Origin of the sequence: Ammoniphilus resinae, from assembly GCF_017873965.1 — a bacterium.
GTDB lineage: Bacteria > Bacillota > Bacilli > Aneurinibacillales > RAOX-1 > Ammoniphilus_A > Ammoniphilus_A resinae.
In genome coordinates this window covers 26,026-52,345 of the sequence record NZ_JAGGKT010000004.1, presented here as the reverse complement: position 1 = coordinate 52,345, position 26,320 = coordinate 26,026, and the positions used below count along the sequence as shown (strand labels likewise).

21 protein-coding genes are annotated in these 26,320 nt (G+C 38.5%); 15 read left to right on the top strand and 6 right to left on the bottom strand.

From position 1 onward, the window contains the following. Positions 1-11: 11 nt before the first annotated feature. Together J2Z37_RS08820 and J2Z37_RS08815 are read right to left on the bottom strand one after the other, a co-directional pair. Positions 12-1,535, bottom strand: a complete 1,524-nt coding sequence (locus tag J2Z37_RS08820; protein WP_209809894.1) for a P-loop NTPase family protein — start codon at positions 1,533-1,535, stop codon at positions 12-14. Beyond that, on the bottom strand, positions 1,523-1,735 hold the full coding sequence (locus J2Z37_RS08815; RefSeq protein WP_209809893.1) for a helix-turn-helix transcriptional regulator: 213 nt from the start codon (positions 1,733-1,735) through the stop codon (positions 1,523-1,525). The genes J2Z37_RS08820 and J2Z37_RS08815 overlap by 13 nt, the downstream gene beginning before the upstream one ends. Positions 1,736-2,472: 737 nt before the next feature. Between J2Z37_RS08815 and J2Z37_RS08810 the strand changes: the two genes are divergently transcribed. After that, entirely contained in the window at positions 2,473-3,747 is a 1,275-nt protein-coding gene (locus tag J2Z37_RS08810) for a hypothetical protein (protein ID WP_209809892.1), read from the top strand. Positions 3,748-3,799: 52 nt separating this feature from the next. Here J2Z37_RS08810 and J2Z37_RS08805 read toward each other — a convergent pair whose 3' ends face one another. Together J2Z37_RS08805 and J2Z37_RS08800 are read right to left on the bottom strand one after the other, a co-directional pair. Further along, the gene (locus tag J2Z37_RS08805; protein ID WP_209810106.1) at positions 3,800-5,245 is read right to left on the bottom strand and encodes an FtsZ/tubulin family protein; all 1,446 of its coding nucleotides are present in this window, start codon (positions 5,243-5,245) and stop codon (positions 3,800-3,802) included. Next, positions 5,220-5,645, bottom strand: a complete 426-nt coding sequence (locus tag J2Z37_RS08800; protein ID WP_209809891.1) for a hypothetical protein — start codon at positions 5,643-5,645, stop codon at positions 5,220-5,222. The genes J2Z37_RS08805 and J2Z37_RS08800 overlap by 26 nt, the downstream gene beginning before the upstream one ends. A 959-nt stretch (positions 5,646-6,604) precedes the next feature. Between J2Z37_RS08800 and J2Z37_RS08795 the strand changes: the two genes are divergently transcribed. Further along, on the top strand, positions 6,605-7,987 hold the full coding sequence (locus J2Z37_RS08795; protein WP_209809890.1) for a replication-relaxation family protein: 1,383 nt from the start codon (positions 6,605-6,607) through the stop codon (positions 7,985-7,987). A gap of 109 nt (positions 7,988-8,096) precedes the next feature. Here the strand turns inward: J2Z37_RS08795 and J2Z37_RS08790 are convergent, their stop codons facing one another. Together J2Z37_RS08790 and J2Z37_RS08785 are read right to left on the bottom strand one after the other, a co-directional pair. Further along, positions 8,097-8,627, bottom strand: coding sequence for a hypothetical protein (locus tag J2Z37_RS08790; RefSeq protein ID WP_209809889.1), 531 nt, complete (start codon positions 8,625-8,627; stop codon positions 8,097-8,099). Between the two features lie 340 nt (positions 8,628-8,967). Then, positions 8,968-9,255, bottom strand: a complete 288-nt coding sequence (locus J2Z37_RS08785) for a hypothetical protein (RefSeq protein ID WP_209809888.1) — start codon at positions 9,253-9,255, stop codon at positions 8,968-8,970. Positions 9,256-9,637: 382 nt separating this feature from the next. Between J2Z37_RS08785 and J2Z37_RS08780 the strand changes: the two genes are divergently transcribed. The 13 genes from J2Z37_RS08780 to J2Z37_RS08725 all read left to right on the top strand — a co-directional run bounded on the left by J2Z37_RS08780 (position 9,638) and on the right by J2Z37_RS08725 (position 26,249). Further along, on the top strand, positions 9,638-12,754 hold the full coding sequence (locus J2Z37_RS08780) for a type IV secretory system conjugative DNA transfer family protein (RefSeq protein ID WP_209809887.1): 3,117 nt from the start codon (positions 9,638-9,640) through the stop codon (positions 12,752-12,754). A 161-nt stretch (positions 12,755-12,915) separates the two neighbouring features. Beyond that, entirely contained in the window at positions 12,916-13,842 is a 927-nt protein-coding gene (locus J2Z37_RS08775) for a hypothetical protein (protein WP_209809886.1), read from the top strand. Next, positions 13,839-15,008, top strand: a complete 1,170-nt coding sequence (locus J2Z37_RS08770; RefSeq protein ID WP_209809885.1) for a replication-relaxation family protein — start codon at positions 13,839-13,841, stop codon at positions 15,006-15,008. Before J2Z37_RS08775 ends, J2Z37_RS08770 begins: the two co-directional genes overlap by 4 nt. Next, positions 14,998-15,474 (top strand): hypothetical protein, encoded by a 477-nt coding sequence (locus J2Z37_RS08765; RefSeq protein WP_209809884.1) that lies wholly within the window; start codon positions 14,998-15,000, stop codon positions 15,472-15,474. Before J2Z37_RS08770 ends, J2Z37_RS08765 begins: the two co-directional genes overlap by 11 nt. Then, positions 15,471-15,728: a DUF1292 domain-containing protein gene (locus J2Z37_RS08760; RefSeq protein ID WP_209809883.1), complete on the top strand. Its 258-nt coding sequence runs from the start codon at positions 15,471-15,473 to the stop codon at positions 15,726-15,728. Before J2Z37_RS08765 ends, J2Z37_RS08760 begins: the two co-directional genes overlap by 4 nt. A gap of 362 nt (positions 15,729-16,090) precedes the next feature. Further along, positions 16,091-18,532 (top strand): hypothetical protein, encoded by a 2,442-nt coding sequence (locus tag J2Z37_RS08755; protein WP_209809882.1) that lies wholly within the window; start codon positions 16,091-16,093, stop codon positions 18,530-18,532. Between the two features lie 559 nt (positions 18,533-19,091). Then, positions 19,092-19,586, top strand: coding sequence for a hypothetical protein (locus J2Z37_RS08750; protein WP_209809881.1), 495 nt, complete (start codon positions 19,092-19,094; stop codon positions 19,584-19,586). Beyond that, positions 19,583-20,173, top strand: a complete 591-nt coding sequence (locus tag J2Z37_RS08745; protein WP_209809880.1) for an NYN domain-containing protein — start codon at positions 19,583-19,585, stop codon at positions 20,171-20,173. The genes J2Z37_RS08750 and J2Z37_RS08745 overlap by 4 nt, the downstream gene beginning before the upstream one ends. Then, positions 20,160-21,062, top strand: a complete 903-nt coding sequence (locus tag J2Z37_RS08740; protein WP_209809879.1) for a Rad52/Rad22 family DNA repair protein — start codon at positions 20,160-20,162, stop codon at positions 21,060-21,062. Before J2Z37_RS08745 ends, J2Z37_RS08740 begins: the two co-directional genes overlap by 14 nt. A 105-nt stretch (positions 21,063-21,167) precedes the next feature. Continuing rightward, a complete protein-coding gene (locus J2Z37_RS08735) occupies positions 21,168-22,613 on the top strand; it encodes an AAA family ATPase (protein WP_209809878.1) in 1,446 nt (481 codons plus the stop codon). A gap of 70 nt (positions 22,614-22,683) precedes the next feature. Next, the gene (locus tag J2Z37_RS08730) at positions 22,684-24,612 is read left to right on the top strand and encodes a hypothetical protein (protein WP_209809877.1); all 1,929 of its coding nucleotides are present in this window, start codon (positions 22,684-22,686) and stop codon (positions 24,610-24,612) included. Between the two features lie 140 nt (positions 24,613-24,752). After that, on the top strand, positions 24,753-24,875 hold the full coding sequence (locus J2Z37_RS25795; RefSeq protein ID WP_280922186.1) for a hypothetical protein: 123 nt from the start codon (positions 24,753-24,755) through the stop codon (positions 24,873-24,875). 273 nt (positions 24,876-25,148) lie between these two features. Then, entirely contained in the window at positions 25,149-26,249 is a 1,101-nt protein-coding gene (locus J2Z37_RS08725) for an RNA-guided endonuclease InsQ/TnpB family protein (protein WP_209809876.1), read from the top strand. The last annotated feature ends 71 nt before the right edge of the window (positions 26,250-26,320 follow it).

Sequence of the window (26,320 nt, the reverse complement as noted above, 5' to 3'; positions counted from 1 at the left end):
CCTTAGTCCTCCTATCGTTTAAATAAGTGAAATAATCCCTGTTTAGGTTTAAATCCCTTTGTGACCTCGCTGGGTAATAACCGTTCAGCTAAAGTAAAAAATGGTTTTTCTATTAACTCTCCCCCTTTCATCTCCATCAGCCTTTTCCCTGACCACATAGCTGGTATTGTGATTTCTGTTAAATCAGGAATCGTTGTAAACAAATTTAGTCCTGTTCTTTCGTGGATGATTTCAGGCGATAAATACTCGTTTAGTTGATTGCTCCATTTGTTTCCGATAACAATAAGATTTTTATCCGCACCAATTAATTTCAGGAAATTCATTAGCCTTTCCAACCTTAAATTAATCTGTATTGGATCCCCGGATATAACTACCCAAATTTCATCTGACTGCTGCAAGGCTACTTCTGACATTGGATTTCCCAAGTTATCCGAGATATCGACGAACAAAATTGGGATTTGCTTGGTTAAATACAGAAGTTTTAGTGCCTCATCTTTGGAGAACTCATCCACCTCTTCTCCACCAAATGGAATGTAATAAACATTGTTTTCCACCCATTCCGAACCCTTGGAAACAAATCCTTTATCCTTAATTTGCTTTATCCAAGAAACCCATCCTTCAGGTCTTTTGTTATCACCATCCAGTAATTCGTACCAAACAGATTGATGAGAAGGAGGCTCAATTACTCCCACAGGGATTTTTTTTTCAGCCAGATAGAATGTAAAATTGTCTATCAAGAAAGTGGACCCTACCTGCGGGTATAGGCTTACTACTGAAATCGTTTTGGACGGAATAGCTAAATATTTAGAAATAGTGATTTCCACTACTTTTTCTTTCCACTTTTCCTTTTCGATTACAACCGTTTCAATTTTTCTGGATTCCTTGACGACCTCTTTTCCAGATTCATTAACAGCAGTGCCTTTACCATCAATAACGCGGGCTACCGGCGGAACATCTTTCAATTGAGATTCCGCCTGCATGTCTCCCGGTTCTTGATCCTCTCCCCCTCTATGAAGATATACATTTATAGCTGATCCACCTTTATAAAATCTCCTCCACGGAATGGTTGAATCAACATCTCTAAAAATAGAAACCTCAGAGAATGGAATTGGATTTTCCAAAGCGTTTAAAATAGCTGGGAGATCGAGGGTGTTTTTTCCTTGTTCTTTAATAAAAATGTTGTAAATCCCTATATTCAATAATTCTGCTAAAAAAGGATGTCCGGGCCGCTGATTAGATAGAATAGCAAAATGAATATGGCTATATCTTTCACGAATCGTTAAAAGAGTGTCGGATAGAAGCTCTAATCTCTTATCATCGAGCTTTTTCGAAATATCTGTTGAGAGGAAAATGGCATCTATTCTTTTTCCTTCTTCATTTAACATTTCAAGCTGCTCAACTAAGTGTTCGAGAACGACTACCATCTCAACTACTTTGTATTGACCCAGCCTCTCAATATGCTTCTTCACCCCTTCTGCAAACGAAGCATTAGGGATGGCAATAATCATATTTTTCTTGGGAGTTACATCCGACATTGATCCTCCCTCCTTATCCCCCAAATTTCTACCCCAAACAGATTTTCAATCTTCTTTTTAACATCTTCCGCGGGTTCCGTTCCTCGCTCATAGCGACTAACTTGCATTTGGCTGCACTCTAATAACAGCGCCATACCATCTTGTGTTAGGCCTTTCCTTAGACGAAGGATTCTAATAAGTTCATGAGGTTTAAAATGCACCCTCTCACCCCCTTGTAAACAGAAAAAAAAGGAGCACTTCCGAATCTTTTGGACATAGTAATCCTAAAGATTTGGAGGTGCTCCCTCTACTAAAGCGTATTTATTTGGATAATTTAGTAAACGTCTGATCGATTAAGAAAAGCATAAATCATTTACATTTCCATGTCAACGTTCAATTCTAAACAAAATCCCTACTGATGTACCTGAAATTTCCTTCAAATTGCCTTTTAATTCAGACCCAATTTCAAATTAACAACATAAATCAGAAATTAATTCTTATAAATCTAAAACAGTAATTTAAATTAAAAATTAATTCAAATTACATCTGGATTATTCATTATGTATAAATTATTGATTCTCATTAATTTTATCCACTATAAATAATAGTAATTTATTTTCATTCATTGTAAAAATTAAGTTTTGATTCATCTGTAATCTCTTTTTTACAGCTAATCTTAGATTTTAATACATGTTGGTTTTAAATAATTTTAATAAATTTACATGTAATTTATACACGGATCAACATTCGGTTTGAATTGAAATTTGATTTAGCATCTATTTTAATATACTCATGTAAATAAACGAATGATTTTCAATTCTAAAGGAAAAATCTACTTGAATTGTGTTAAAATAGGTTTAAATAAACATAAATAAAAATAACTTTATAATTTAATTCAGAAATGCCAAATCCATGGTGAATTAATTTTTTATTTTCTTATGAAATTAGGTGGTAGAAAATGTCTGATGACATCAAAACATTGAGCGACCAAGTGTTTACGCCATCTCTGCTAAACAAAAGAGAACGGATGAAGGAACTGCTTGTCAGCGAATTTGAAGGGAAATCCATCTTGTATCAAATTATTCAGGATAGGGGAGAACTCCATAATATTTTTACGGAGCCCATCCTCGATATGGATCCCCGAATCTTGTATTCCACACAGGAAGTTGCTGAAATATGCGAAACACCTACGTATAACATCAATAATAAGCGGAAAGAGTTTACTGAATATGTAAACCCACAAATAATCGGTGGCCCAAATTCGCGTAACTGGAAGCATGATTATATAGCTGTCTTTAAGCTGAAAATGATCGACTATTTAACAGGTCAAGACGGTTTATATACACTAAAGCAGATAAAACAATTACTCTACGGGCACTATCAAGATGACACCGAAGCAGCCCCATTAGAAACCATGTACCAAATGATTAATCAACTTGGACAAGCCTTTAATGGATTGTCACCTGAGGAAATACAAAGAGTATTTAAAGTCATGGCAAGTGATCAATTTCAAAACCTTATATCAAATGATAAGGCTAAAAACCCCATCCTGATCCAAAATTATAAGCTTGAAGAATTAGAACAAAGACTCGCCTTAATACCGGGGGAAACAGAATTTGAGAATCGAGTCAAAGCAATCGAAAATCAGTTAAGTGATTTTCAATCAAGGCAAATGGAAGAAATCGATCAAAAATTATCTAGTATTCAGTCTGGAGGAGATTTTAAGGAACGTCTTTTAAAAATTGAAGAGCAAATGGCAAAGACGCAAGTCGATCAGGAACTTGTAATTCAAAAATGTACCAAACTCCTGGATCAGATTAAATCATCGGATCTAACCTTCGATGAGAAAGAAAGACTATTGTCTCAGTTTGATGAAATTGAAACAAATCATAATGATTTTCTGGATATAGTCCGTATTTATAAGGATTCAGCTAACGAACGGTTACGTTTTTTGGCACAGGAGAAACGTGAATTAGACGTGATTGCCATTAAAGAGAAAGCCTTCTCACTTTATGAAAAGACACTTGATGATGAACTTTCTGCTGAGGAACGCGAAACAGCTCTTTCAGAACTAACCCGTCTTAAAGATGAACATCGCGATATTCGAGCGGATATCATGATTTATGTTATGCAAGCAAGAAAGATTAGAAAAATAGAAGATCAAGCTAAAAATCAAAGTGAGAAAAAAGAAGGGTTCTTTGCAAGAATCTTTTCAGGGTTAAAAAGCAAATAAACATAAGAAAAGACCAATAGGGTAGGATAACACCTTATTGGTCTTTTGTATATTATTCTATGTCTATATCAGATAAATCAAGATTATCAATATCGATGTCATCAATTTCCATATCATCTAGATTTTTATCTTCCTCTAATTGAATACCCAAATCTTCCAAGTCAATATCAATGTCCAGGTCGTCATTAGAAGTCGCTGCTATTTGCTGAATGGTTTCAGATTTGTATGAAATAGATCGTTGTTTGGCCTTGAATTCCTCATATTCTTCTACTAATCCCTTTGAAAGCCGGGTAGGGAGAGCTTGGGTTTTAAAGAACGTATAAACAGTGCAATTAAACTTGTTTTTCTCCTCTAAATACCCAGAAAACACTGTACCTTCCAAGGGGAGATTCTCTATGATTTCATCTTTTGCCTGATCCAGGAAAGCACTACCCAATGAGGACAATTTAGGGTCAATTACAGAAAGTAATCCAACATGATGGACCCGAGAATAGGTTACTTCACCTGTTTCATTATCCTTTTCTTCGATTGCAATAGGGTCATGAACTCGACTTGTGGCGATAGATTGCTTAAACATGCTAACCAAGTCGCGATTGTTGGTTATCTGGTTAACATCACGTTCAACCTTTCCAATAACTAAACTTCCAGTTCCCTCCATAATAATTCTTCTAAAGTCACGTGGGTCAAAAGTGACTGATGTTCCACCACCGTTTGTACCAGTGTTTATCTCGTGAAGGATACTACAAATCTCAGCATTTGCAAAATCACGATAGTTCTCAGATCCAGAGTTTGAACCAAGCTTTTTCCACTGATCATAGAAGTATTGGTTATCCGCGAAAATGACAAAGGCAATTCCTTTTGCAGGATTTTTGGCCGTTTCCCAAATTCGTGAAGCGAAGTCGTTCACTTGTCTTAAAACGTCCGGCCCGTCAGAACGAACGGGGAGAGTAACTACTACACCAATTTTAACGAAGCTTTCCTGAGCCTTTTTGAAGGCAGCCACTTTGTATTTCTGCAAATTACTTTTAAAATCTTCAGGAGTAGTATTAGACTGGATTTTCTTTAACTCTTTAGCAATTTTAGGTTTATTATAATGGTCATAGAACTCTTCAATAGATTTAACCAAGGTAGATGTTCCCGTCCCGCCACCTAAGCCAGCAAAAAAGAGCACCAACTCATCTTCTGGTCTTATTCTCTGGGTTATAAATTCCTTTAGTGTTTCTTTTGCCCCTTCATTTTCTTCTAATACAGAAATAGCCTTTTCTGGGTTCTTTCCCAATCCGCCAAGTTTCAAAGATACTTGATTTTCAATAGGGACATACTTTAATTCTCTTAAGTCACCATCATTCGAATTCAAAGCCAGGGTATTATAGACTGCTTTACCTTCTTTATTTGTAATGGCAGCAAAGCGATCTACCATTCTTGTTCCTGCTTGTCCGAAGCCAACCAGCGTCATATTTATTGAAGGGGGGTTATTCGTGAACAACGTTTTGTTCATCTCCTTTGTTTTTGGTTTCTTCAATCCGTTTTTTAATTTCTGCAGTGACTTCTTTCCCACGTGTAGTTAAATTAATAACCTTAGAAGGGGGGATCGAACGATAATAACAAATACTCATCGCTAGTAATTTATCAACAATACGTTCAACATGCTTTCGGTCGATGTTTGTATGTACAGTATTGAATGTGCCGTCTCTATTTTGGACTTTTCGATTGATCTTAACCGTGTCAGCAATTTGTTTGATGGTAATACCAAAACTATCCGTATTTAATGTGTTTTTGCCAATTGTTAAGAACGTTTTTCTAGTTGCTTCATCTGCCATAATCAAATCAGCAAATAAAATTCGTAAATCTACCGGAAGCGAAACTTCCTCATATTTTTTGTGAAGGTCATAATCCATAAGATCACCCCCTTTTAAAAATACATATAGTTACCATAATAGATTCCAGTCCTTGCATTTATTAAGTATCTATATCTATAGTATAATCAAAGGAAAATTTATGCAACAAGAAAAAACGTTATTAAATCAATACTTTTTATAGTTACCACATCGAACACTAAACTTGTGTAAATAGCGGATACTATTGGTTTAAGATCGAGCAATAATCACTATGGATGAGTTTAATAATGAAATAAAAGAATCATTCCCTTACAAAATTACCCAATTCAAGAAGGCTAGACCTAATTGATAAAAAGAATTGATCCGAAAACGATCATTCACTCTGTAATCAACCTTAATGGTTACCCTAATCCTAACCGTATTCGTTTCTAATATAGTAACTATATTTAACCCTTATTTTTCCGATTATTTTTAGTATGTTATTTTATTTTTGATTTATAGTAACTATTCTTGTGAACAGTATAGTTTCTATAAGATTAACCAGAACCGTAGCTTTGGTCGTTCTGACTTTAAGCACAATCGTTTGAATCTGAGACAAGGAAATGTAATGAAATAAATTCAGATTGCTCATATAAGTTGATCTCTAACTTAATCAACTTCACCCCGATTGAAAAGAACATCCTTTCTTCCTCAAATATCAATAATTTCCAATTCCGAACGCAATTTCATCTAACAAAATACTGCTGTTCCAGACACATTAGTTATTACAGATTAATACAGTTTGACTCACGCAATTCATATACGCTTTTTTATACGTCTGTGGTATACGTCTGTAGTATACGCTTAGACGTACATCACAGACGTATACTACAGACGTATAATGAGACGTATACATCAAACGATTCAAACCCTTAAAAATATTGGTTTTATTTTCCTCATGGAGATATAATGAAAATACTAAATTAGTAACCCCGATTTATTTACTCCTTGTTCGGGTTACATTGTAGGAGGTTTCAACAATGTTTAAAAGTGATATTGAAAAAGATTTATCCCCCTTCAAAAAAATGATTTTAGAAGCACTCTACAAATACCGTGGTGTAACAGCTATCCAACTTTTAGAAATCCTATACAAGGATCGATTTAAAGTTAAGCCCGATCCCAAATTTAACAAAAGGTCCATAAATCTAGAAGTCAAAACCGGTGAACGATCTACTGCTCAAAAAAACCTTGCTAAATATCTTAGTGAACTATTTCGTGAAGGGTTTATTTCTAGTGATTTAATAGACCAAAAAAGAAAAGTTTACTACTTAAGCCGTGAAGGGTTCATTTATATTAAAGGCCAGCTACAAATTAAATGGAATCACATCGGAACAGGCTACAATGGTGATATAGGGGATTTCCCATATGAAATTGTAAAACCCCCTCTAAAAAATATTTTCCACCATCTCTTACTAGTAGACTTTTTCGTTAAAGTAATTGATTTCTCCCAACGGTTTTTGCAGCAGAATAATTTTACGATCGATTTCAGAGACAATCGATATTGTGCCGAAGATTTTAAAGTTAATTCTAGGTCTCATAAACATCGTCCTGATGCCGAAATGAGAGTGACTAACACTGACTCTAACTCCCAATTTTTTTATTGGATAGAATTCGATAGATCTACAGAGTATTCAGGTACCATCTTTCAAAAGTTCGAAAAGTATAATCTGTATCTTGACTATCTTGCAAAAACGAACCGCAAATTACCAGAGGCCATTCTCTTTATTACCGATGAAAAAGATCACGATAGAGGAACGAGAATGAGATGGGAAACCATTACCGAAGCTTTTTTTAGTTGTATGTCTAAATGGGCTTCCAAAGTTAATCTCATTTATGGGACACTGACGGAAGTGGAAGATATTCTTAGTAATGAGATTGCACACACGCAAATCTACGAAAAATTCGTAAAGGGAAAACTAAGGTATTATTTTCAAAACCCTGCTTATAAGGGGACTGAGTTTTTCGAATTAGGGGAAAATGAGAATCTAGATTGGGAACTAGCCCTTCTTAGTGTCAGTCACCACGAAAACTACCACCAAGTTTTCTTATACGAAAGAAACCATAGGTTTGAGACAAGGGGATATGCCCGGGCCATTTCATTCGCCAATTTCTTGAAGGAAGCCAAAAAACATATTAAATCACTACAGTATTGTAGAGATGTTATCCCTGTTTTTTATCATTTTGATCCCGATAATAAGATCATACCCGTCCCTTATAAATCGATTGCAGAACCGAAAAAATTTGCAAATCTCCAGCAACCGATTTGGGTTAATGTTCTAAAAGACCCTATTTGGACCGATGCTGAGGGCATTGTAATTAAGAGGAACCCCCTAATCCCAGATCCAACTCTCCATACCAAATAACTTGCCCTGTCCTAACGGGCAGTCTTTTTCTAGACACCTTAACGTGTCTACATCACACATCAGTTAGAGCCCGCCCTCACATCTTTGAATTACAGACACCTTAAGCTGTCTAATCATCTATAAAATCACGAATTTTTTGTTTTAATGTTTTTCCTTGCTCAAAACATTGTTTCAAAATATAAGTAAGAAGCATAGGAAGAGTAACATATTCACCGGGAGTATTGGAATCAACATATCTGCATAACAGGCGTAATTGTTTTAATCGTTGATCATCAAGATCTTTTCGAATGTGATGAGAGAGAAAAGGGAACAGAATTTCTTTAGATGATATTATTGTCTTTATTAGTAGGCCTGTGGCAGGCGCTACATCCATGTCAAGAGCAAAGGCTAAAGAAGAAAGTTTCTCATGTTCTTCAAACCTAAAACGCATATACACCCTCTTTTTTTCACCATCTATTTTTACCCGATAAGGTTTCAATTCTGCGTTTCCCATATATAGGGTATACTCACTCCTAAATTCCCTCTTAAAGTACTGAGAAATTTTATCAATAGTTTCTTTTGATTGGACCCCCTCTAAGACAAGCAGCTCCCCAATTTCCTTTAACGGTACATCTAGGATGTATGCAAGTCTAACAATCATTTCATAGGATTCTAGGTCCAGCCATGTAGCCACCGTTCTTTTTTTATCACTTCTCTCCTTCCTTCTAACCGTCATCTCTATACCTCTTTTCTACTAAAATCTTTGCAACTCAGTTGTTGAGTTGCAGACTTAATTTATCCTATGCAGGTGAGGGGAGAGGTATAACTGCGAATTTTTATGGTAATGATGTGGCTAGGAGGCGATATTATGAAGGTAAAAATTTCACCTAAAGAAGCCCAAGAATTGGGTAGGAAATGTGTTGAAACTGCGAAGGAATATGGAATGAAAGTAAGGAAAAAACCAAACAAATAAAAATAGGCCGTGTTATACACGACCAGGATTAATAGATAACTTGTCCATTTTCTATTTTAGGCTGAACATATAACGGGTCATCGGGGTCCACCAGGTGTTTCCTTTGTATATATTTTACCCACTCAGGATGATTTAAAAAGACTTCCGCAATTTCTAGCAAAGTTTCAGGTGGACTTTTATCGATAGCCTTAGATATACGTTTAAGTTTCTTTAACAATGGTTTTTCAAAATAGGGGCAAACTCTTGTTTTCCTATTATCTCCTAAAGGTTTTTTGTCATGTTTGGTTACCTTCATTCCGTGACCTTCAATTTTCAACTCTTCCACCCCTTCTCATTGATTTATCACTAGATCAACAAATCACTAGATCAACTTATCACTAACATTATGTGCGGTAGCACAATAATATTCTTAAATACTAGTTATCTTTCCTCATAAAACGGCGGAGCTATTTTTTCTTAACCTTGCGGACCATTTTCATCCTAATGTATAATAAAAACCAATTATATATTGGTCCAAAAAGCTGGGAGTACCAGATAAATCCTGTGGGATTCGTCTGTCTGCTCCCAGTTTTTTTTGTTGAAGGGGGATGTTATGAAGAAAAACTCTAATCAAGCCGTTTCATTTCCACTGTTTATCATTGTCATCACTTTACTGACTATCATTTTTATTACGAAAGGACTTTATTAGGAGGGATTTAATGTCTAAACCGAATATAGCGGGATCACCACCTCCAATCAAGGCATTCTACCAAAAGTGGAAGGTAGATAACCGAGAACGAATAGCAGAGTGGTATCGAAGGTATTTCCATACTGGTGCAGTCAGCATATTGATGATTTTCAACTTGATGTTCGCCTATTCTGCTGTAATCATCTACTTTTCCCGATGGAAACATCAGGCAGGGGATCCCAGGGTTTTTCTATCTTTTTTTATGGATGATCCATCATTCTGGCTCATTTTTGTAACAGATCTATTTTTCTTTAGAATAGATACTTACCATCCCTTTTGGATGTTGGTTATCTTTTTCTTACCCCTTTTCAATTGGTTTTATTCCACAATCACGCAGCCAATAAAAAAAGGCTATAAGACCATAATTAGCTGGACCTCCGAAAAGGGAAGAAAATGGGCGTGTATCTTATCAGCAATCCCATGGATGTTTCTTTTTTGTGCAATTAACGCATGGTACACAGATGTATATCTTTTCTCCTATTTTGATGGCGTAAGGGTTGATAAAGATTTTCTAGTGGTTAAGTCTATGACTAGCCTTGGTTACATTTTGATGTTACTGCCCGTCTTTTTATGCCTCATTGGAGTCTATCAGGTACTACGACAATTCTATATATTTGAGGATCTTCGGAAGCAATTTTACACATGGGAGTTTTCATTACTCGCCAAACAGTCCTTTTCGTTAAAAGATGATAAGTGTGATGTCATCTTAGGTTGGGATAAGAAAACCAATAAACCAATGATTCTTAACGAAAGTTCACGTATGTTGCACGAACTAGTCACTGGCCCGACAGGTTCTGGAAAGACTTCAACAACGATCCTCATTCGTATAGTTCAAGACCTTGTTCGGATTGCTCGCGGGGTAAGAACAGGTGTTTGTCTTTTAGAACCGAAAGGTGATGCTGTAAGGGATGTACTGAAACTAGCTAAAAAATTAGGGATACCCGATGAGAAAATTATCGTTATCGATCCTACTGACTTGGTAAAGTCAACAAAGTTCAATCCATTTGCGGGTCCATTAGAAGCTGCAGCGGAAACCTTTAGAGGCGTTCTGGATGCTTTGACAGGTGACCAAGATGAATTTTTCAAAGGTCAGCAAAATGAAACAGCTGCCGCTTATACCATGCTAGGGAAGTTAAGATATGGAAACCTGTTTAATATCACACACATGCAAAGGATGTATACCGATCCCCGATATTTGGCAACGATGACTGAGGAAGTCCGGAATTGGATTGACACCAACTTGAATAATCCAAATTTAACGCCGGAAGATCGCCAAAATATTGATCGTTACGACAGAGTATGTAAGTATTTTGAAGATGAGGTTCTTGAATACAAAACCTATAAAAATAAAGAAGGAGATACCGTACCCGCCACTTATAGTGAAAATCACCGTTATGCAGGGCAGCAAATTGTAGAGAACAAGAAAGATAAATTCATTACTGGTGCTAAGAAATATTTGAATGATATTGCCATGAATGCCATGCTATCCAATTTGATGGTTGCTAATGATGGTGAAAAAACTCTCAATATTGATCAGTTTCTTGAAGAGGGCGGTCTCCTTCTCGTCAATAGCGCTTTAGGAGAGCTTGAGGAACTCTCGCTCATGCTAGGCCAATTCTTTATTCGTCAATTCCAATCCAGTGTATTTCGTCGTCCTCCGGAGGAAGGTGAATACAAACGGATTCCCATCTTCTTTTACGTAGATGAATATCCGTTATACGGAAATGAATCCTTTGAACGGATGCTTACTCTAGGTCGTTCATACAAGGTTGGCACCTTGATTGCTATTCAATCCCTCGGTCAGCTTACCAAAGTTATGCCAGGTCACGATCAAGTTATCATGTCCAACGCTAGAAATCGGACCGTGTTTGGTGGCGGCGTATATGAGGACAATAAGGCCTTCTCGGACCAATTTGGCGAAGAGTATGAAATTGAGGAAAGTATGAATGAATCAACAACACCTGTCACGATGCCAAATCAGACATGGGGTTATCGTTACAATACTGCTCGCACACTTATGGCCAGATTTTCACCTACCGACATCATGGAACTGCCATTCAAGCATTTTATTGTTCAGCTCGTTAATGAAGATGGAAGTATTAATCCGCCTGTTCTTTGTTATGGTAAATTTGTCAATGAAACCAAGTTCTTAAAAAATTTCTTAAACATTGGGAAGATCACCTTGGAAACTAGAGAATATAAACCCCTAGGAATCCAATCCTACTTAAACTTTTATAAGACCTTGATTAGCAAGTCCTTAGAGGAAAAGGGTATTGAAGCCAAGGTTGAGGACATCAATAAAGCGATTCCAACAAACAATCAAGAAGTAGAAATTCTCCCGCCGGCAAATCCTAACATTGATGCCAATTTGGAACGAACCGATGGTAGTGGGGCCGAAACCTTGGATAACCAGAAAAGATCCCAAAACAACAAGGCATCTTCTACTAAAGAAGATACGATAGTTGACGAGGGTGACTCTCAAGAACCAACCATAAACCCTACCACCAACACAGTTGAGCCTAAGGTTAACAACGGTCTAGAAGAGAAGGAGGATGACCCACTTAATTTTGATGACGCTTTTCTTGGTGATAACGAACCTTCTGATGTCGAAATAGTTGATCCTGTAGAGGTACAGCCAAATCCACATGCGGCAACCAGCACAAAACATGACAAATTACATCTTCTCATGGATTTAGTTGCTACAAACCCAACTATAACGAATATAGAAAATCCATCAGAACCAATTCACCAAATAAAAGAGAATGTTGAGAGCGAGAAGGAAGAGATTCAGGAATCGACGAATGATGAAAAATATACAACTCCAACTAATACTCATTCAATCCCGAACCCTGAAATCGTGGCAAGTGTAGATGAATTAATCAAAACGATTGAGACTGACCAATCCTTAATCTCAACATTGCCAGAAAGGGCTAAAGAAGAATCATCGTCGGATCCCGATCTTCATACTGCGGTGGATGCGAACCCTCTAGAAAATTCATCATTGGACCGGAGTAAAGAAAGTAGCCATAAGCGATATGCGGCGGAAGCGATTAAGAAGTTCAATGAGATCGAAGAGGAAGATATTTAGCTTTATAAGTATGGGGAAAAACGTTGACATTGTTTCCCAATCGTTTTAAGATAATAGTAATTTAAAAGTACGGACACGGGAGCACCGTTAGTTTTAGGGATATCTATGCCTAACTAACGGTGCTTCTTTTATTGTCCGCCAAAAAAATGGGGGTAGTGATTATGGTATTTGATCCAAACCACGACGACAAAGTTGAAGTTTCTCGCGAAATGATTGCTTGGGCTGAGATAAAAGATTCTCAAAAAACCAAAAAGGTATTATATGCTCAGGCTATTGGTGTCGAGACCATTCCTGTAAACGGAAATCCCCAGGAGTGCCTCAAATTGAATTATGACGGTATTTACGGTTATTTACCGAAAAAGCTGATTGATGATTATGATTTCAAAGGAATTCAGCATTTTTTAGGGAAAGTTTTCGAATTTGTTGTTGAACATGTGGATCTTGAAACCCATTTGTTTGTTGCAAACCGAATCCAAGCCCTTGAGATTCTTGCCAAAAAGTTTTGGAAAACTGCGAAAACAGGGCAGGTGTACAACGCTTTTGTCCGTGGTGTTAGCCCATTCAATTTATATCTGATTATCGAAGGTGTGGAAACCACCTTATTCCGGGATGAATTTAGCTACTCGTATATCGATGATCTGAGAGAGGAAATTGAGATTGGGGATGTTCTTGATGTACAAATTACAAAACTAGTGAAACCTGGTCAAAGCTATAAAAAGAAAACCGACAATGGTGAGATCGATGCCATTGCTGGAGAAAACGGCTATTTGGAAGTAAGCCATCGAATTCTTAAAGAAGATCCGTGGAAAAACATTACTAATTACCGGGAAAAGGCAACCTATCTCGGCACTATTCGTAAGGTCCATCTTGATCACGGTCTATTTATTGATCTTGAACCCGGTCTAACCGTTCGTACCAATTTCCCTCCCAATTCGAATGGGATTATGTTCAAAAAGGGTGAACAGGTTAGTGTGAAACTCATCACAATTGACGTACAAAACCGTCGAATCAAAGCCTTGGTGTTCACACCAAAGCAAACGAAAAGAAGCAATCAAAGGCCCGTCCATATGAGAGGATTGGTACGATGAGTCAGAGCAGCTCCATATTGAGCTTTGATCAAGTTGCAAAGGAGATAAAAAGTACTCCAGCTCCACCAACCCATTTTTTAGATGAGTTGGTGGGGCCGGTATCTGCGGAATTGAATCCATATAAGCAAGCTCATCTACCGCCTGATCTTTTGGATCTGCTCCCGCCAGACGGAAGTACCTTTGGACTCTTTTCCGATCCTTATGCCACACTACGTTACATAAACCCTTTTGACACAGGGGCCAGGAATGGAAAGTACTGGTTGGAAGCGCGACTAGAGGACCATAGTTTCTCAACACGAGAAATTAAATTATTGGAGTTTTTATCTCAACATCGGTTAGCCACGCGGTATCAAATTCAACGGATTATTTTTTCCGATGATGCGAGGAAAGATACCATTTCCAAGTTTCTAAAAGTATGCATTCAGCGGGGGATTATCTGTAATTTTAGTTGGGTTAGCCCTTTGGATGACGGAAGAAAGAAGCCACGAGTTTATGCCCTTACCAAGCATGGTGCTAAGGCTGCAGAATCCCTTTTCCATCGAGTGGTACCCGATGAATTCCGCTTTCATCCGGTTGATTTTAGTATTGCGGTTCCACCAAATATGTATAATTTTTTTATTGATCTGTCTGCAAACGAATTGTATACGGAATTACACCGGATCGATCGAGTGATTTCATGGAAACGATCTTCACCTATTCGCTGCGAGGATGGGTCCATGTTTTTCCCAGGTGCAGAATTCACTGTAATTAAGGATGCGAATGAGTTTCGTAATTTCTGGTTAGAAGTTTGCCGTACTGGAAGGGATTGGATCAATAAAACAAAGTCTAGATTTCGTCGTACTCAAGATGCTTATACGAAAATCCCGTTTCATATGCGACCGGTGCGATTAATCATCATAGCAGATGCAGATAGTCGGATTCCGTTATTGGGAGAAATGGCGAACCACTATATGCCAGATATCAACGTTCTTTTCACTACGGATGAACGATTACTTAAAGGTATAGACGATGACACATTTTTAAGTTGGCGTCACGATACCCAATCGATCAAGGTTTCAAGAATTTCCTTTTTGAAAGAAGATTACGAGGGAATGAAGGCATCAGAATATTTTGCTAGTCAGCAGCTTTTAATTGAGGATGATGATGACTTTTATGATGAAGAATAGCGTAGAGGACCCCCACCTATTGTTAGGTAAAGAGTTTTGGGGAATTCTTTTCTTTGAAATGAATCTTCCCTCCTTACACGAGTTTTTACAAGTAAATAAAAAGGGCATAGGACTCAAACGTTTTGGTGATTGGGTTCTATTCCCAGATAAAATCCCGGTAGAGTTTCAAAAGCAGTTTCTCCACCAATTAGAGAATCGGTATCAAAGTTCAGATTATCCATCCATTTATGACCGAAAAATGATTGAAAACGAGGAAAAATTTCATCTTTTAATTCAAGAATTACTCCAAATTAAATACGCCGGTTCCAGCATTTGCCCCCAATCTCTGCCATCAGTTTTGGGGTTATCAACCGATGCCTTCATGGCTATTTTTTTTCAATTTGTTGAAAGGGGTTACCTTACCGCAAATGATGTATTACACCAATGGTACCCGCACTTTAAAAGAGATAGGGAGGTGCCATATTGAATCATGCCGTAAAAGTGGAAGTTAAATTTGATGATAAAAAAATGGATGAAGAGGTTAAGCCGAGTATCGGGGCCACGTTTTACCAAATGTTCCAGGTTGGGCCATCACGCTATGCTGCATTTGAAAGAGAGAATACCATCTATTTACTTAAAATCGTCGAAGTGAACGGAACCGATGAATTTCATGATATTGAGTCCCAACACGAATTTGATTCGATACTTGAGGTATTTAAGGATTTAAATAAAAAGATTTAATTGGCTATCCCTATGTCTTTTGGGCGATTGGTACTTTCCAAAATCCTACCTTGATGAAATTACTGAGCAAACCTTTGCACAGATCAGAGAAGCTATGAAAATGTCCGGCGATTTGATTAACAATAACCAAATCACCATTTATTTCCTAGACAATTAGAGCCCTTGCCTAACTTGAAAAAGGTTATCAAGGGCTTTTCTTATACGTCACTTCATTCTTCATTCGCGGCGTTCCCGCTCACTTCCCTTCTCCCCTCATTTTCAGTTTTTAAAACAAAGAAATATTTAATCCTTTTGATTTGGTGGAGGGAAATTCTTCCTGATATGGAATAAGTAGATTGAACTATATTAGGAGGTGACTATATTTGCAAGTAGATAATATGTACCAGCAGGATTTGCTATATCCCCTTGTTCGTGAGGATGTGGATCAGGAGTTTTACCGTTATATCCAATTACATTCTCAACCCAAAATTAATATCAGCCAAGAACATATCGAAAAGATTGGCCACTTATGGAGCCAAAGCGAAATCGAAGCCGTTGTCCAAGAGATTTATATTTACCTAAAAAAGTACTATGAGAGGAATAAAGAGAACCCTCTCCTTTGGACTTCTTACTACCATGATGTTCTAATAAAATTCCCTGAACTGTATGGAGTAGATGAAGCTAATTCCATAAACCTTTCAAGAAGAGAGTTCAAGCCTAGACATTTGAAAAAGATTCTTTTGTTATGCGAGTCTCTTCATAGAAAAGGAATAGATCGCTCTGCCGATTCCATAACACATTGGTTATCCCTTGACCCGATGTTAGGAATAAACAAGTTTGAAGCATACCTTAGCCATATAACTCAAGAACAAATCTTCAAAGAAAAAGCTCTCCCCGGCCAAGATGAGGAAAAAAAGACGATGTTTAACGAGCTTGAGCTACTATTTTATGAAGTTTTGGAATCCCTTGACCAAGTGACGATCACCCATCGAGAAGAACATAAAAATTGGATACTTGGGTTAGTTGAAAAAATGAAGCACGTATTTTTCAACTCTCCTGACCATGTTCATACTCTATCGGGTTGGTTAAATCGGCTTATCTCACACTTAATAGATAATGGATTCTTTCACGAGGCCTATGATCTGCTCAATAATAACAGTTATGGCTTTCAAACTATGCCGGATGTTTTCCAAAACCTCCTTGCAATTGCCCGACATCCGAATAGCGATTATAAAATGGTGATTGCTGCCCTCAGCAAATATGAAAGCTACGCCTACGGCCAGCGAGATGTTATCAAGTATGCCAAGCCGGACATTATCCTCTTTCTGATGGCAGTAAAAGATTTGATCATCAGAGAAAGAAAAACACTTGTTTCGAGGTTGGGAATTACCTGCATTGATTATTACGAAGAACGACTTCGAGACGAATTTAATATTCCATCAAACCAAGACGTTGCTGAGTTCCTTCACAAAAAGAATCCCCTTTCCAACCAAGATCGAGATCGAGAGCAGCTTGAGTTCTACTTAGAGCAAATTGGAAAGATTACCATAAATGACCAAAATATCTGGTCCAAGATTATTATGGATCATATTAACCTGAAGAACGGAAATCGGTTTTACAACTCACCTGAATATATAGCCAATTATGATGAATTAATCTCTTGGTTGTCTGAAGAACACCAGACGCTGCTCGCCCAATATCGCGATTTTGAAGAGACTATACGCAACAAGCACAATGTCCCATACACAAGCAATCTTAGTGATTTTATTAACGAAAAGGCTGGATTTACCAAAGTTCAGTCCACCATGGCTTTCATGTACCTGTCAGAACGGAAGAAGAATGAAAAAGACCCTCTAAACCCAAAATATCTTTACCTTAAAGGTTTTATAAAATGGCTGGACCATCTGGAGGAAAAAACGACAAAAGAACTGATTCGATCTATCCAATATTTTATACAAATTCAAAAAGCCGCTTCTAAACAAGAGTGGGATCCCATTACTAAAAAAGCCTTGGTATTAGTCCATATGAACGAGAGGAAGGTATGGTTTGATGCTGAAGAAGTGGAAGAATTGAAAAAGGAAATAGAAAAAGACTTAATGGAGAAGATTCTTGTTGAGGGACAGAATCGGGAACATTTGATGGTATTAGATGATAAGAATACAAAAACTAAAGCCATAGCGGAAATGGAAAAACAACTCACATCATCTATTTATAGGGACTTATTAAACTTTGACTCAGCCACTGACGATCATCTTAAACGCACCTATTCTTCCGATAAAATAAAGAAAATCGGAACAATCAATCACTATCTCTATACTGCTGAATACCTATACCAAAAATACTCCAGTATTCTAGGGTATATGGTCGATATCGATTTCACTTTTGTAGTAGCCTGCTATATTAAATCCATAGAATTGTTGTTATGCAAGAAGCTTGGGGTTATCCACACCAATTTCCCAGTTATGAAGGGCAATAGTAAACCAATCTGTACGGGAGATGAAGAATATTACCTGAATACGGATTTTGGTAGCTATACAGACTATCTTTCCTTGTATGGTAAAAATCGGGAAAAACGAATAAATTACCAAGATAAATATGTCACTGATGATTTCCAAATTAATAAAGCCAACCCCTTCTCCCATCATGATCAAGACAGGATTACTAAATTCATTTCTGATTTAAATAAGTACAGAAGAGAAAATAGGAATGGACTATTTCATAAAAGTATGCTGAAAGAATCCAGCCATGTAGAGAACATTAGAAACAAAACCTATAAAATCATAAAAGAAACAGTAATAAATTTAAAGGATACGATTCCTAAGTAAGGAAATCAACCTTCAACCAAAAACGGCATAAAAGTCTTTTATACCAATTGTATTTCTTATGGTTTTAAAAAAGTATTAAGGGTCAGACTTAACTAATCAAAGAATCAACATAAAATTATTCCGCGAGGATCGATAGTTCAACAAAACGATAAAAACAGGGTGACTACATATTAGATATGATTAGGTAGTCACCTTTAATTTAACGAATTTCTTTAAATTAGGTCTTGAAAAGGGTAAGTATTTTCTATTTATCACGGGTGAATTTGTTTTAAATGTCTTTTATCTTATCTTTATTTATGGTATATTTTAACTAACCTTTATTTTGATTTTTTTGTTTCCACCTAGCCATGCGGCCTATGGTGCATTGAGAGATTACTCCATTTCCAACAATGTTTATTTGTTGTTGAATTTATATTGAATACAAACGTCCTTTCGAGGATGCCAAATAATCGGTTACATATTCATCCGATTACATGACCCATTGGCATCTTGGAAAGGGCGTTTTTTTTATGCCCTTTTAACCCAAACCAAAATTAAGCCAAAAGGAGAGATGATTACCATGTTTAAGTTACACCGCTTTGAATCTGTCTGGGATCGTGTTCCGAGTGTTTCGAAACTAGATCTTCCATCACTTCATGAAGGTGTGGAAAAAGCCTTTGTACGTCCCAATCGTTTTGAACCAAGTATTGTCCATACAGATTTCATCGGATTAGAAATGGATGTGTTATCACGGAAATTTCATCAACTGATGATGATGTTAAAGGGTCGATGCAAATCTCTGAAGTTATTCTTCGATACGGACGAAAAAGAGATGGTAGCACACGCTAGACTTAAATCCATAGGATTTAATCAAGAAAATCCAAATGTTTGGGTTTATGATCACCCAGATTTTAATGTATCCGCTCTTTGGTTACAGTCCTATTTCGGTAATGAATGGGTTTTGTTAATCGAAAAGAGAAAAGGAGCTGGACTTCCTTTAACTGCTTGTGATTTGGCCAAGCTTTTTGATACACAACTAAGCCTATCGTTGGATCACGAGGTGATTGCTTCGTGAGAGCCGCGATTCTGGTTGATGAAATTAATGCGATGTCACAATTTCATGGTTTAGGGATTGAAGGAATTCGCCCGTGGAAGGTGTTCTTTCAAGCTCTTCATTCTGTCCTCACAGGCCACTATGGAAATTGTGAAGTATCCTATCACTTCTACGGGGCTATACCACCCAAACACGTAGATAAGGAGAGATTTTATAATCGAACACGATTCTTTTCCGCTTTACAGAAAGATGACATTGCCGTTCATACCGGTTACTGTCATGTTTCGGAAAATGGAGAGATGTTTGAGAAAGGAGTAGACATGGCACTAGGTCTGGATCTTTATGATTTGAGCCTGGATAAACATGATCTACTTTTTATTTTTTCAGGGGACGCTGATCTTGGTCCAGCGATTGAAAGAGCTCAAAAGAGGGGTTCTAAGGTCGTTGCGATTCTAAGTGAAAGGCAGCCTGCAAAACTGATCAAAAAGCTTGTAGATGGTGTCGTGCCATTGGAAGCTGTAATCGATTTGATTGATGCCAACTATATTGTGCATCGTTCAAATACCCAATTTACCAAAAAGGGAGAGATGAGTTATGTCAAATCTTAATGTAGACTTGTTCGATCAACTAAACCTGCCATTCCGTTATGAGGAATATGGTGTGAACTATGAAGGTCAGGTTTATATCGGACAGCAGAGTGTGGCCGATCGCCTCAATCAAATTCTTGGGATTTTCAATTGGGAATTGGATTTATTGGAGATCAACGTCAATATGGAACACTACAGTGTAAGTGTCCTGGGTTGTTTGAGAGTTTTCAACCCCGAAACACAACAATGGATCACAAGGAAGCAGTATGGGAACGACACTATGACTATTCATAGGGATGAGACAGTACCACGTCCACAAGCCATCGAGGATGCCAAGAAAAGTGCGGTCTCCGATGCCTTGAAAAAAACAGCAAGCTGGATTGGTGTGGCAGCGGATGTTTATCAAGGGAAATTAAAGGCGGTCAATGCGAAGGATCGTCGTTACCATTCCATTTTAGCGAAATTCGGGCTTAACGGTCATGAATTTCAATATAAGAACGGAGTGGTCTTTCTTCCTGACTCTTATAGGAGTTATTTTGACGAAAAAGGTTGGAATGGTCTTTTCGAATCTGATTTAGCCAACCTTGATGATAGACAGGGAGGTTCCACAGATCAACCTAACACTACTAGCCAAGGCGGAGGTAACAAAAAACCCCAGGAGTTTAGAGTAAAAACGTTGAGTGCAACCGAAACCAATCAGGATGGCACCAGTCGATTTAAAGCCATGCTTGAATCACGAGTGGAAGTAACCATCCTTGTACCAAGTGAATTGACTCCAGCTGCTTCGAACACTGTTGCACCTAACCTTATTCTAAAAATTAAGGGATGGTACAACGAAAACAAGCATACGGTTACCCTTGCGAAGAACAGCCAAGTCAAAGTTGAATCGTCGCAATCTAAAGCTTCATAATTTGGATATTTTGCGAATGTAAGGTTGCCAAAGAGGATCCCTAAGGGGTCTCTTTGGCTTTTTTAATTTCATGGACCCAATACCAAATCAAGGGAGAGATAATCAATGAGCCAAAAAATTACGTTTAAAAGTCTAAATGTACCGATGATGACCGTAGAAGCATGGAAGGAAAAGATTCCTGCTTACGTCCAACAGGTAGAGAAAAATCCCTCCGGTAATTATAAGATTACATTCCGTAAAACGGATCATCCCGGATATATCATCGCCAAAGATGATAAAGTACGGTTTATTCATTATTGTGAAGCCAATTCCAAGGGACAAAGCTGTGCTCATACAGCTATAGCCCTTGCGACAGCAAGTATTCTTGAATTTAAAATTGACCTAAACGGGTTCCCGACCGCACCAATCACCCTTCCAGAAATGGAAAAGGATCTGGAAGACGTAAGTGAATTAGTTGGTGTCGTTCCACCTGTAAAACCATCCAAGCCTGCTGCTACTTCGTCTGTATCTGGGACTTCAACGACTGCTGCGGCCCCAGCCAAAACATCCACGGCGGTAAGCAAAAGAGATTGGAAAGATGGTTGGAACGAGATTCAAGATTATTTACAGGATCAGGGAGTCACTCCAAGGATGATCTTGGAAATTCGTCAACGTCGCGAACAAATTTGCGATACCGTTGAAATGACAACCATGGCCGTTTTCCCTAAGAAACCGAAAACTCCTTACATAGGTGAAATGTTAGGACGTTCTTTAAGGCACATCTTAATGGGAAAAGATCTATTATTGGTGGGAGACAAAGGTTCTGGTAAGGATACATTAATCGCTACCCTCTCATGGATTTTTTCTTTACCCTTGTATCTGCAAATTGGGAACGGGGATGAAACCAAAGAGAGTGTTGTTGGTGAGAATACATTAGTTCAAGGCGCGCGTGGCATGGAGGTCCAATTTAAGAAATCTCCCTTTGCCACCAGCGTCGAGAAAGGCGGTATTTCAAGTTATCCTGAATTAAACATGCTAAGCGGAGATGTGACTTCTATCTTCCATAGTGTTCTGGATGAAAATCGCCAACTGTCTACGCCTGAAGGTGTCATCGAGCGACATGCAGACCACATCTTTATTGGATCCATTAATGTCGGGGACCAGTATTCGGGGGTGAAAAAATTGAATGGGGCTTTCAAAGACCGTTTATCGATCTTGAAATTGCCTTATGTTCAAGATTTCCGAACCATGTTGATTGAAAAAACCGGCTTAAAGGATGCCCATGCCTTGGACTTTTTGGAAAAGACCAAGAAAGCCATTGATGATCTGGTTGCAACCGAACAGCAAGGGGAGGAAAGCAAAACGATTCGTGGCTATATTGATGCTGCTGTTTATCTCCAAGCCTACGGGATCACCATGGAAACCAAAACGGAGGCACTCGAAGATTTTATCATTCACAAGAGTGAGGATTTCGAGGAGCAAATGGCCCTTCGGGACATGATCAGGCAGAAGGTCTGGTCTGATTTCCCGATGACGATAGAAGAAGAGCAATACATCAACGGGATGAAGTAAGAGGTAGAGAAGGTTGAATAACCTTCTCTTTTTTATTTACCTAATACCAACAATTTGGGAGGAATTTTATATGTCGATCGCAACAGCCTTACAAACGAAAGAGGAGATTATTAAGAACCGTGAAGGAGAGCGTCTAGCGCGGTATCTACGTATTCTTTTTGGTAATCAGAAATTCGGGTTCAAGTGGTCTTATCGGGAAACATCTTACACGGATGGAAAAGATGTGTATATCCTGTATGAGCTCCAGCGTCCGGATTGTCGTACTTTTACCCCCTCTGAACTTCGTGCCTTAAGAAAATGGCATTCGCTCCATGAAAGAGGACACATTGAATACGATATTATCTCGGATTATGCCAATTGGCAAAGAGAATGGGTGTCTAATCATCGAGCGGATTGGGTAGCTAATGAAAAATATCCGCTGCCCTGGCTCCAGTTCTTTGGAAATGTCATGATGGACGGCCGGATGGAAAATTTTACAGCCATTGATCATCCAACTACTAAAGAATACATTGAATTCGGGAATTACGAATGGAGATTTGGGATCCGGGGGGACCATGCTGGCGTAGATCCAATCTATGATTTTCGCGAGTGTTTTATGTCCCGGGCCCTTGCCATGACCGATATCGATTTATGGACCCCCGAAGCTGTAGACCTCGTTGATTCGGTCCAAGATTTAATTGAAAAGGGACGTTTTGATGATTCAACGCAGGCAGTTTTAGAAACCACTACAGAGATCATCAAAAAGGTATGGCCTACTTTAGTGGAATGGATGGATCTCCAGAGTAAAGAACCAGATGATTTTGACTATAGTGACGACCATTCCGATTCTCAATGGGGTGATCCACAGGAGGTAGAAGAGAATATCAAGCGGGTTCTACGTGCACTTCTCAAAGCATCTGCTGCCTCTCAAAGTGGAGGCGATCAGGAAGCGGATGAAAGTTCCACTGGATCTTTTTCCGATCAGCCTAATGAGGAAAGTGAAGCCATTGAACCAAACCAAACTGAGGATCCTGCATCTGATAATCAGCCCTCTAAACCTGATTTTTCTTCGATGCTACGGTTGGAAGAAAAACAGTTAGAAAAAGATGAGGAAGAAGCGGAGAGAGAGTTGGCTCCTTATCGTACAAAGACGGAAGAAGTCACGGTCCATGAGCATAGGAAAGATCGAGCAGCCTATTCAAGCTCGATAACAATAAAACCTTATCCTCAAATGGATAAAGGAGTATACGATCATCTTTATGGTGAGATTAAGAGGCATGTCCTTCCGACCGCTAAGGCTTTATCGGGACTTTTGGAAGGAATACCTGATGAGTCCCGAAAGAATCAGCGCTCAGGGCGTATCCTAGCCAGCAGAGCTTGGAGAGCAGATAAATTAGGAGATGCCAACGTTTTCGAAAAGCGAGCGAAAGGCACCCCAGGTAAGAACGCACGGGTTTTAATTCTCAATGACTGTTCAGGGAGTACGGGAAGCCGTTTTCAAGGTTCCTCTTCTCGCATAATTGATGAAATGAAAAAGGCACAAGTTCTTATGGTCGAGGCCTGTGATAAAGCGAATCTTCCCGTTGCCTCTTACGGATTTACAGAGGACTACCGAGAGGAAAGCATTATCTATCCGCTTAAACCTTACGGCCGATTTTCTTCAACCGAAAAGGGGTTTATCGGGGGAGTGGATGCTATGTACGGGAATCGAGATACCCTTGCACTCCAATGGGCAGTTGATGAACTTGCGAGATATCCTGAAGATGTCCGCGTTTTAATTATGCTATCCGATGGGGAACCGTGTTTTGCTGATCATGAAGATTATGACACGATGAGAAGTATTGTTCTTCAGGCAGAAAAACGAGGGATTGAAGTTCTTTGCCTGTATGTGGGACCTCAAGAACCACGCATCCTTGAAGTAGTCAGGCAAATGTATCCAGGTCGTTCGATTATTGTTTCGAATAACCTTGCCAAATCCCTTACAACCCATGTGAAACGCATTATTCGAAAGAGGAGATAAAAATACGTTTGTCCTAAAAATTTATTATATACATTGGTGAGCGAAGTCTAATTAAGGGCATCGTCTAAACCGTGAAGTTAGAAGAAGGGGAGGTTGGCACATTATGCCGCCTTCTCTTTTTCATTTAAAGGAGGATGTCTATGGACCCCTTTCAAGAAAAAATGATATGCCAGGTTTGTCCTGATAAAAGGAAAACCGTATTGGCAACTGACATTACAGGGATTCTCGAATGGCTAACCGTTCGCAGTCCATTTCTGTTTTGAACAGCCTTCAAGATTGGGCTGTGCCATTAGCCCTCCCATGACAGATCATATAGATTCATGGGCTACGGTACTCTTCGGGGGCATTATTCACAGACCTTTGAGACAAGGAAGCCAATTGCCTTTAGGCATGGGAGGAATTGTCGCCAAAACAAGCCTATCCTTAGATAGGTTATTTGTTTTGGATTCGTTTAAATTTAGGCTTTCTCCCTTCTAAGTTTAATTGAACAAATCATTCAATGCGTTTTAAAATACAGATGAAGGAGGTGATACTAAATGCTGCTAACATCCAAAATTAAATTAATGCCAAATCATGAACAATATCAATCATTAAAAGAAACCATGCATTTGTTTAACATAGCTTGTAACGAAATTAGCGAGGTCGCTTTTCGTGAAAAGTGCTTCGCAAAAGTGAAGCTTCAAAAGGTTTGCTATTATGACATCCGAGAAAAATATGAAAGACTATCTTCTCAATTAGTCATTCGTGCGATTGCGAAAGTCTGTGAAGCATATAAAGTAAACAGGAAGGTTCAATGTCAATTCCGTTTAGATGGCGCGATCATCTACGACCAACGAATTCTTTCTTTCAAAGGTTTAGAGTGTGCTTCAATCTCAACAATTAACGGAAGAATGGATATTCCCATGGTGATTAGTTCCTACCATCAAGCTGTACTGGAAGGCAAACGTGTTCGTGGTCAAGCTGACCTTGTTTTTGTTGACGGAGTGTTCTACCTACTGTTAGTGGTTGAATTCCCAGAAGGTACGCCCATCGAAACAACGGAATGCATTGGCATTGATTTAGGTATCGTCAATATTGCCACGGATAGTACCGGGCAAATCTATAGCGGTGGAAAAATCAATGGCCTACGAAAACGATACGCCCGGATTCGTGCAAAACTGCAAGCTAAGAAAACCAAATCTGCCAAACGTTTACTAAAGAAACGTAGACGAAAAGAACAACGCATGGCAAAAGACATCAATCATTGTATTTCCAAACAAATCGCTGAAAAGGCTTCAAGGCACTGTTCTTCTCTTGTTTTAGAAAATCTATATGGAATGTCTAAAACAAGAGAGAAAAAGAACAGCAAAACGGTCAGTAAGTCGCAACGAGGGAAAATATCCCGATGGGCCTTTTATCAATTGCAACAATTCATTATCTATAAGGCACAACAGTCAGGTATTGAGGTCTTATTTGTTGACCCTAAATATACAAGCCAAACATGTTCTTGTTGTGGTCATGTTGCAAAAGAAAATCGGAAATCCCAATCCAAATTTCAATGTATGTCGTGTGGATACGTTGCCCATGCCGACTACAACGCTTCTCTTAATATTAAAGAGAAGGGCTATCGTCAATTAGCCGAACGTAGGAGTGCGTAAGCACTACTTACAAGCCCATCGGCTTTAGCCGTGGGTAATTGACGTTTATACAGCAAGACGGAATTTTAGTA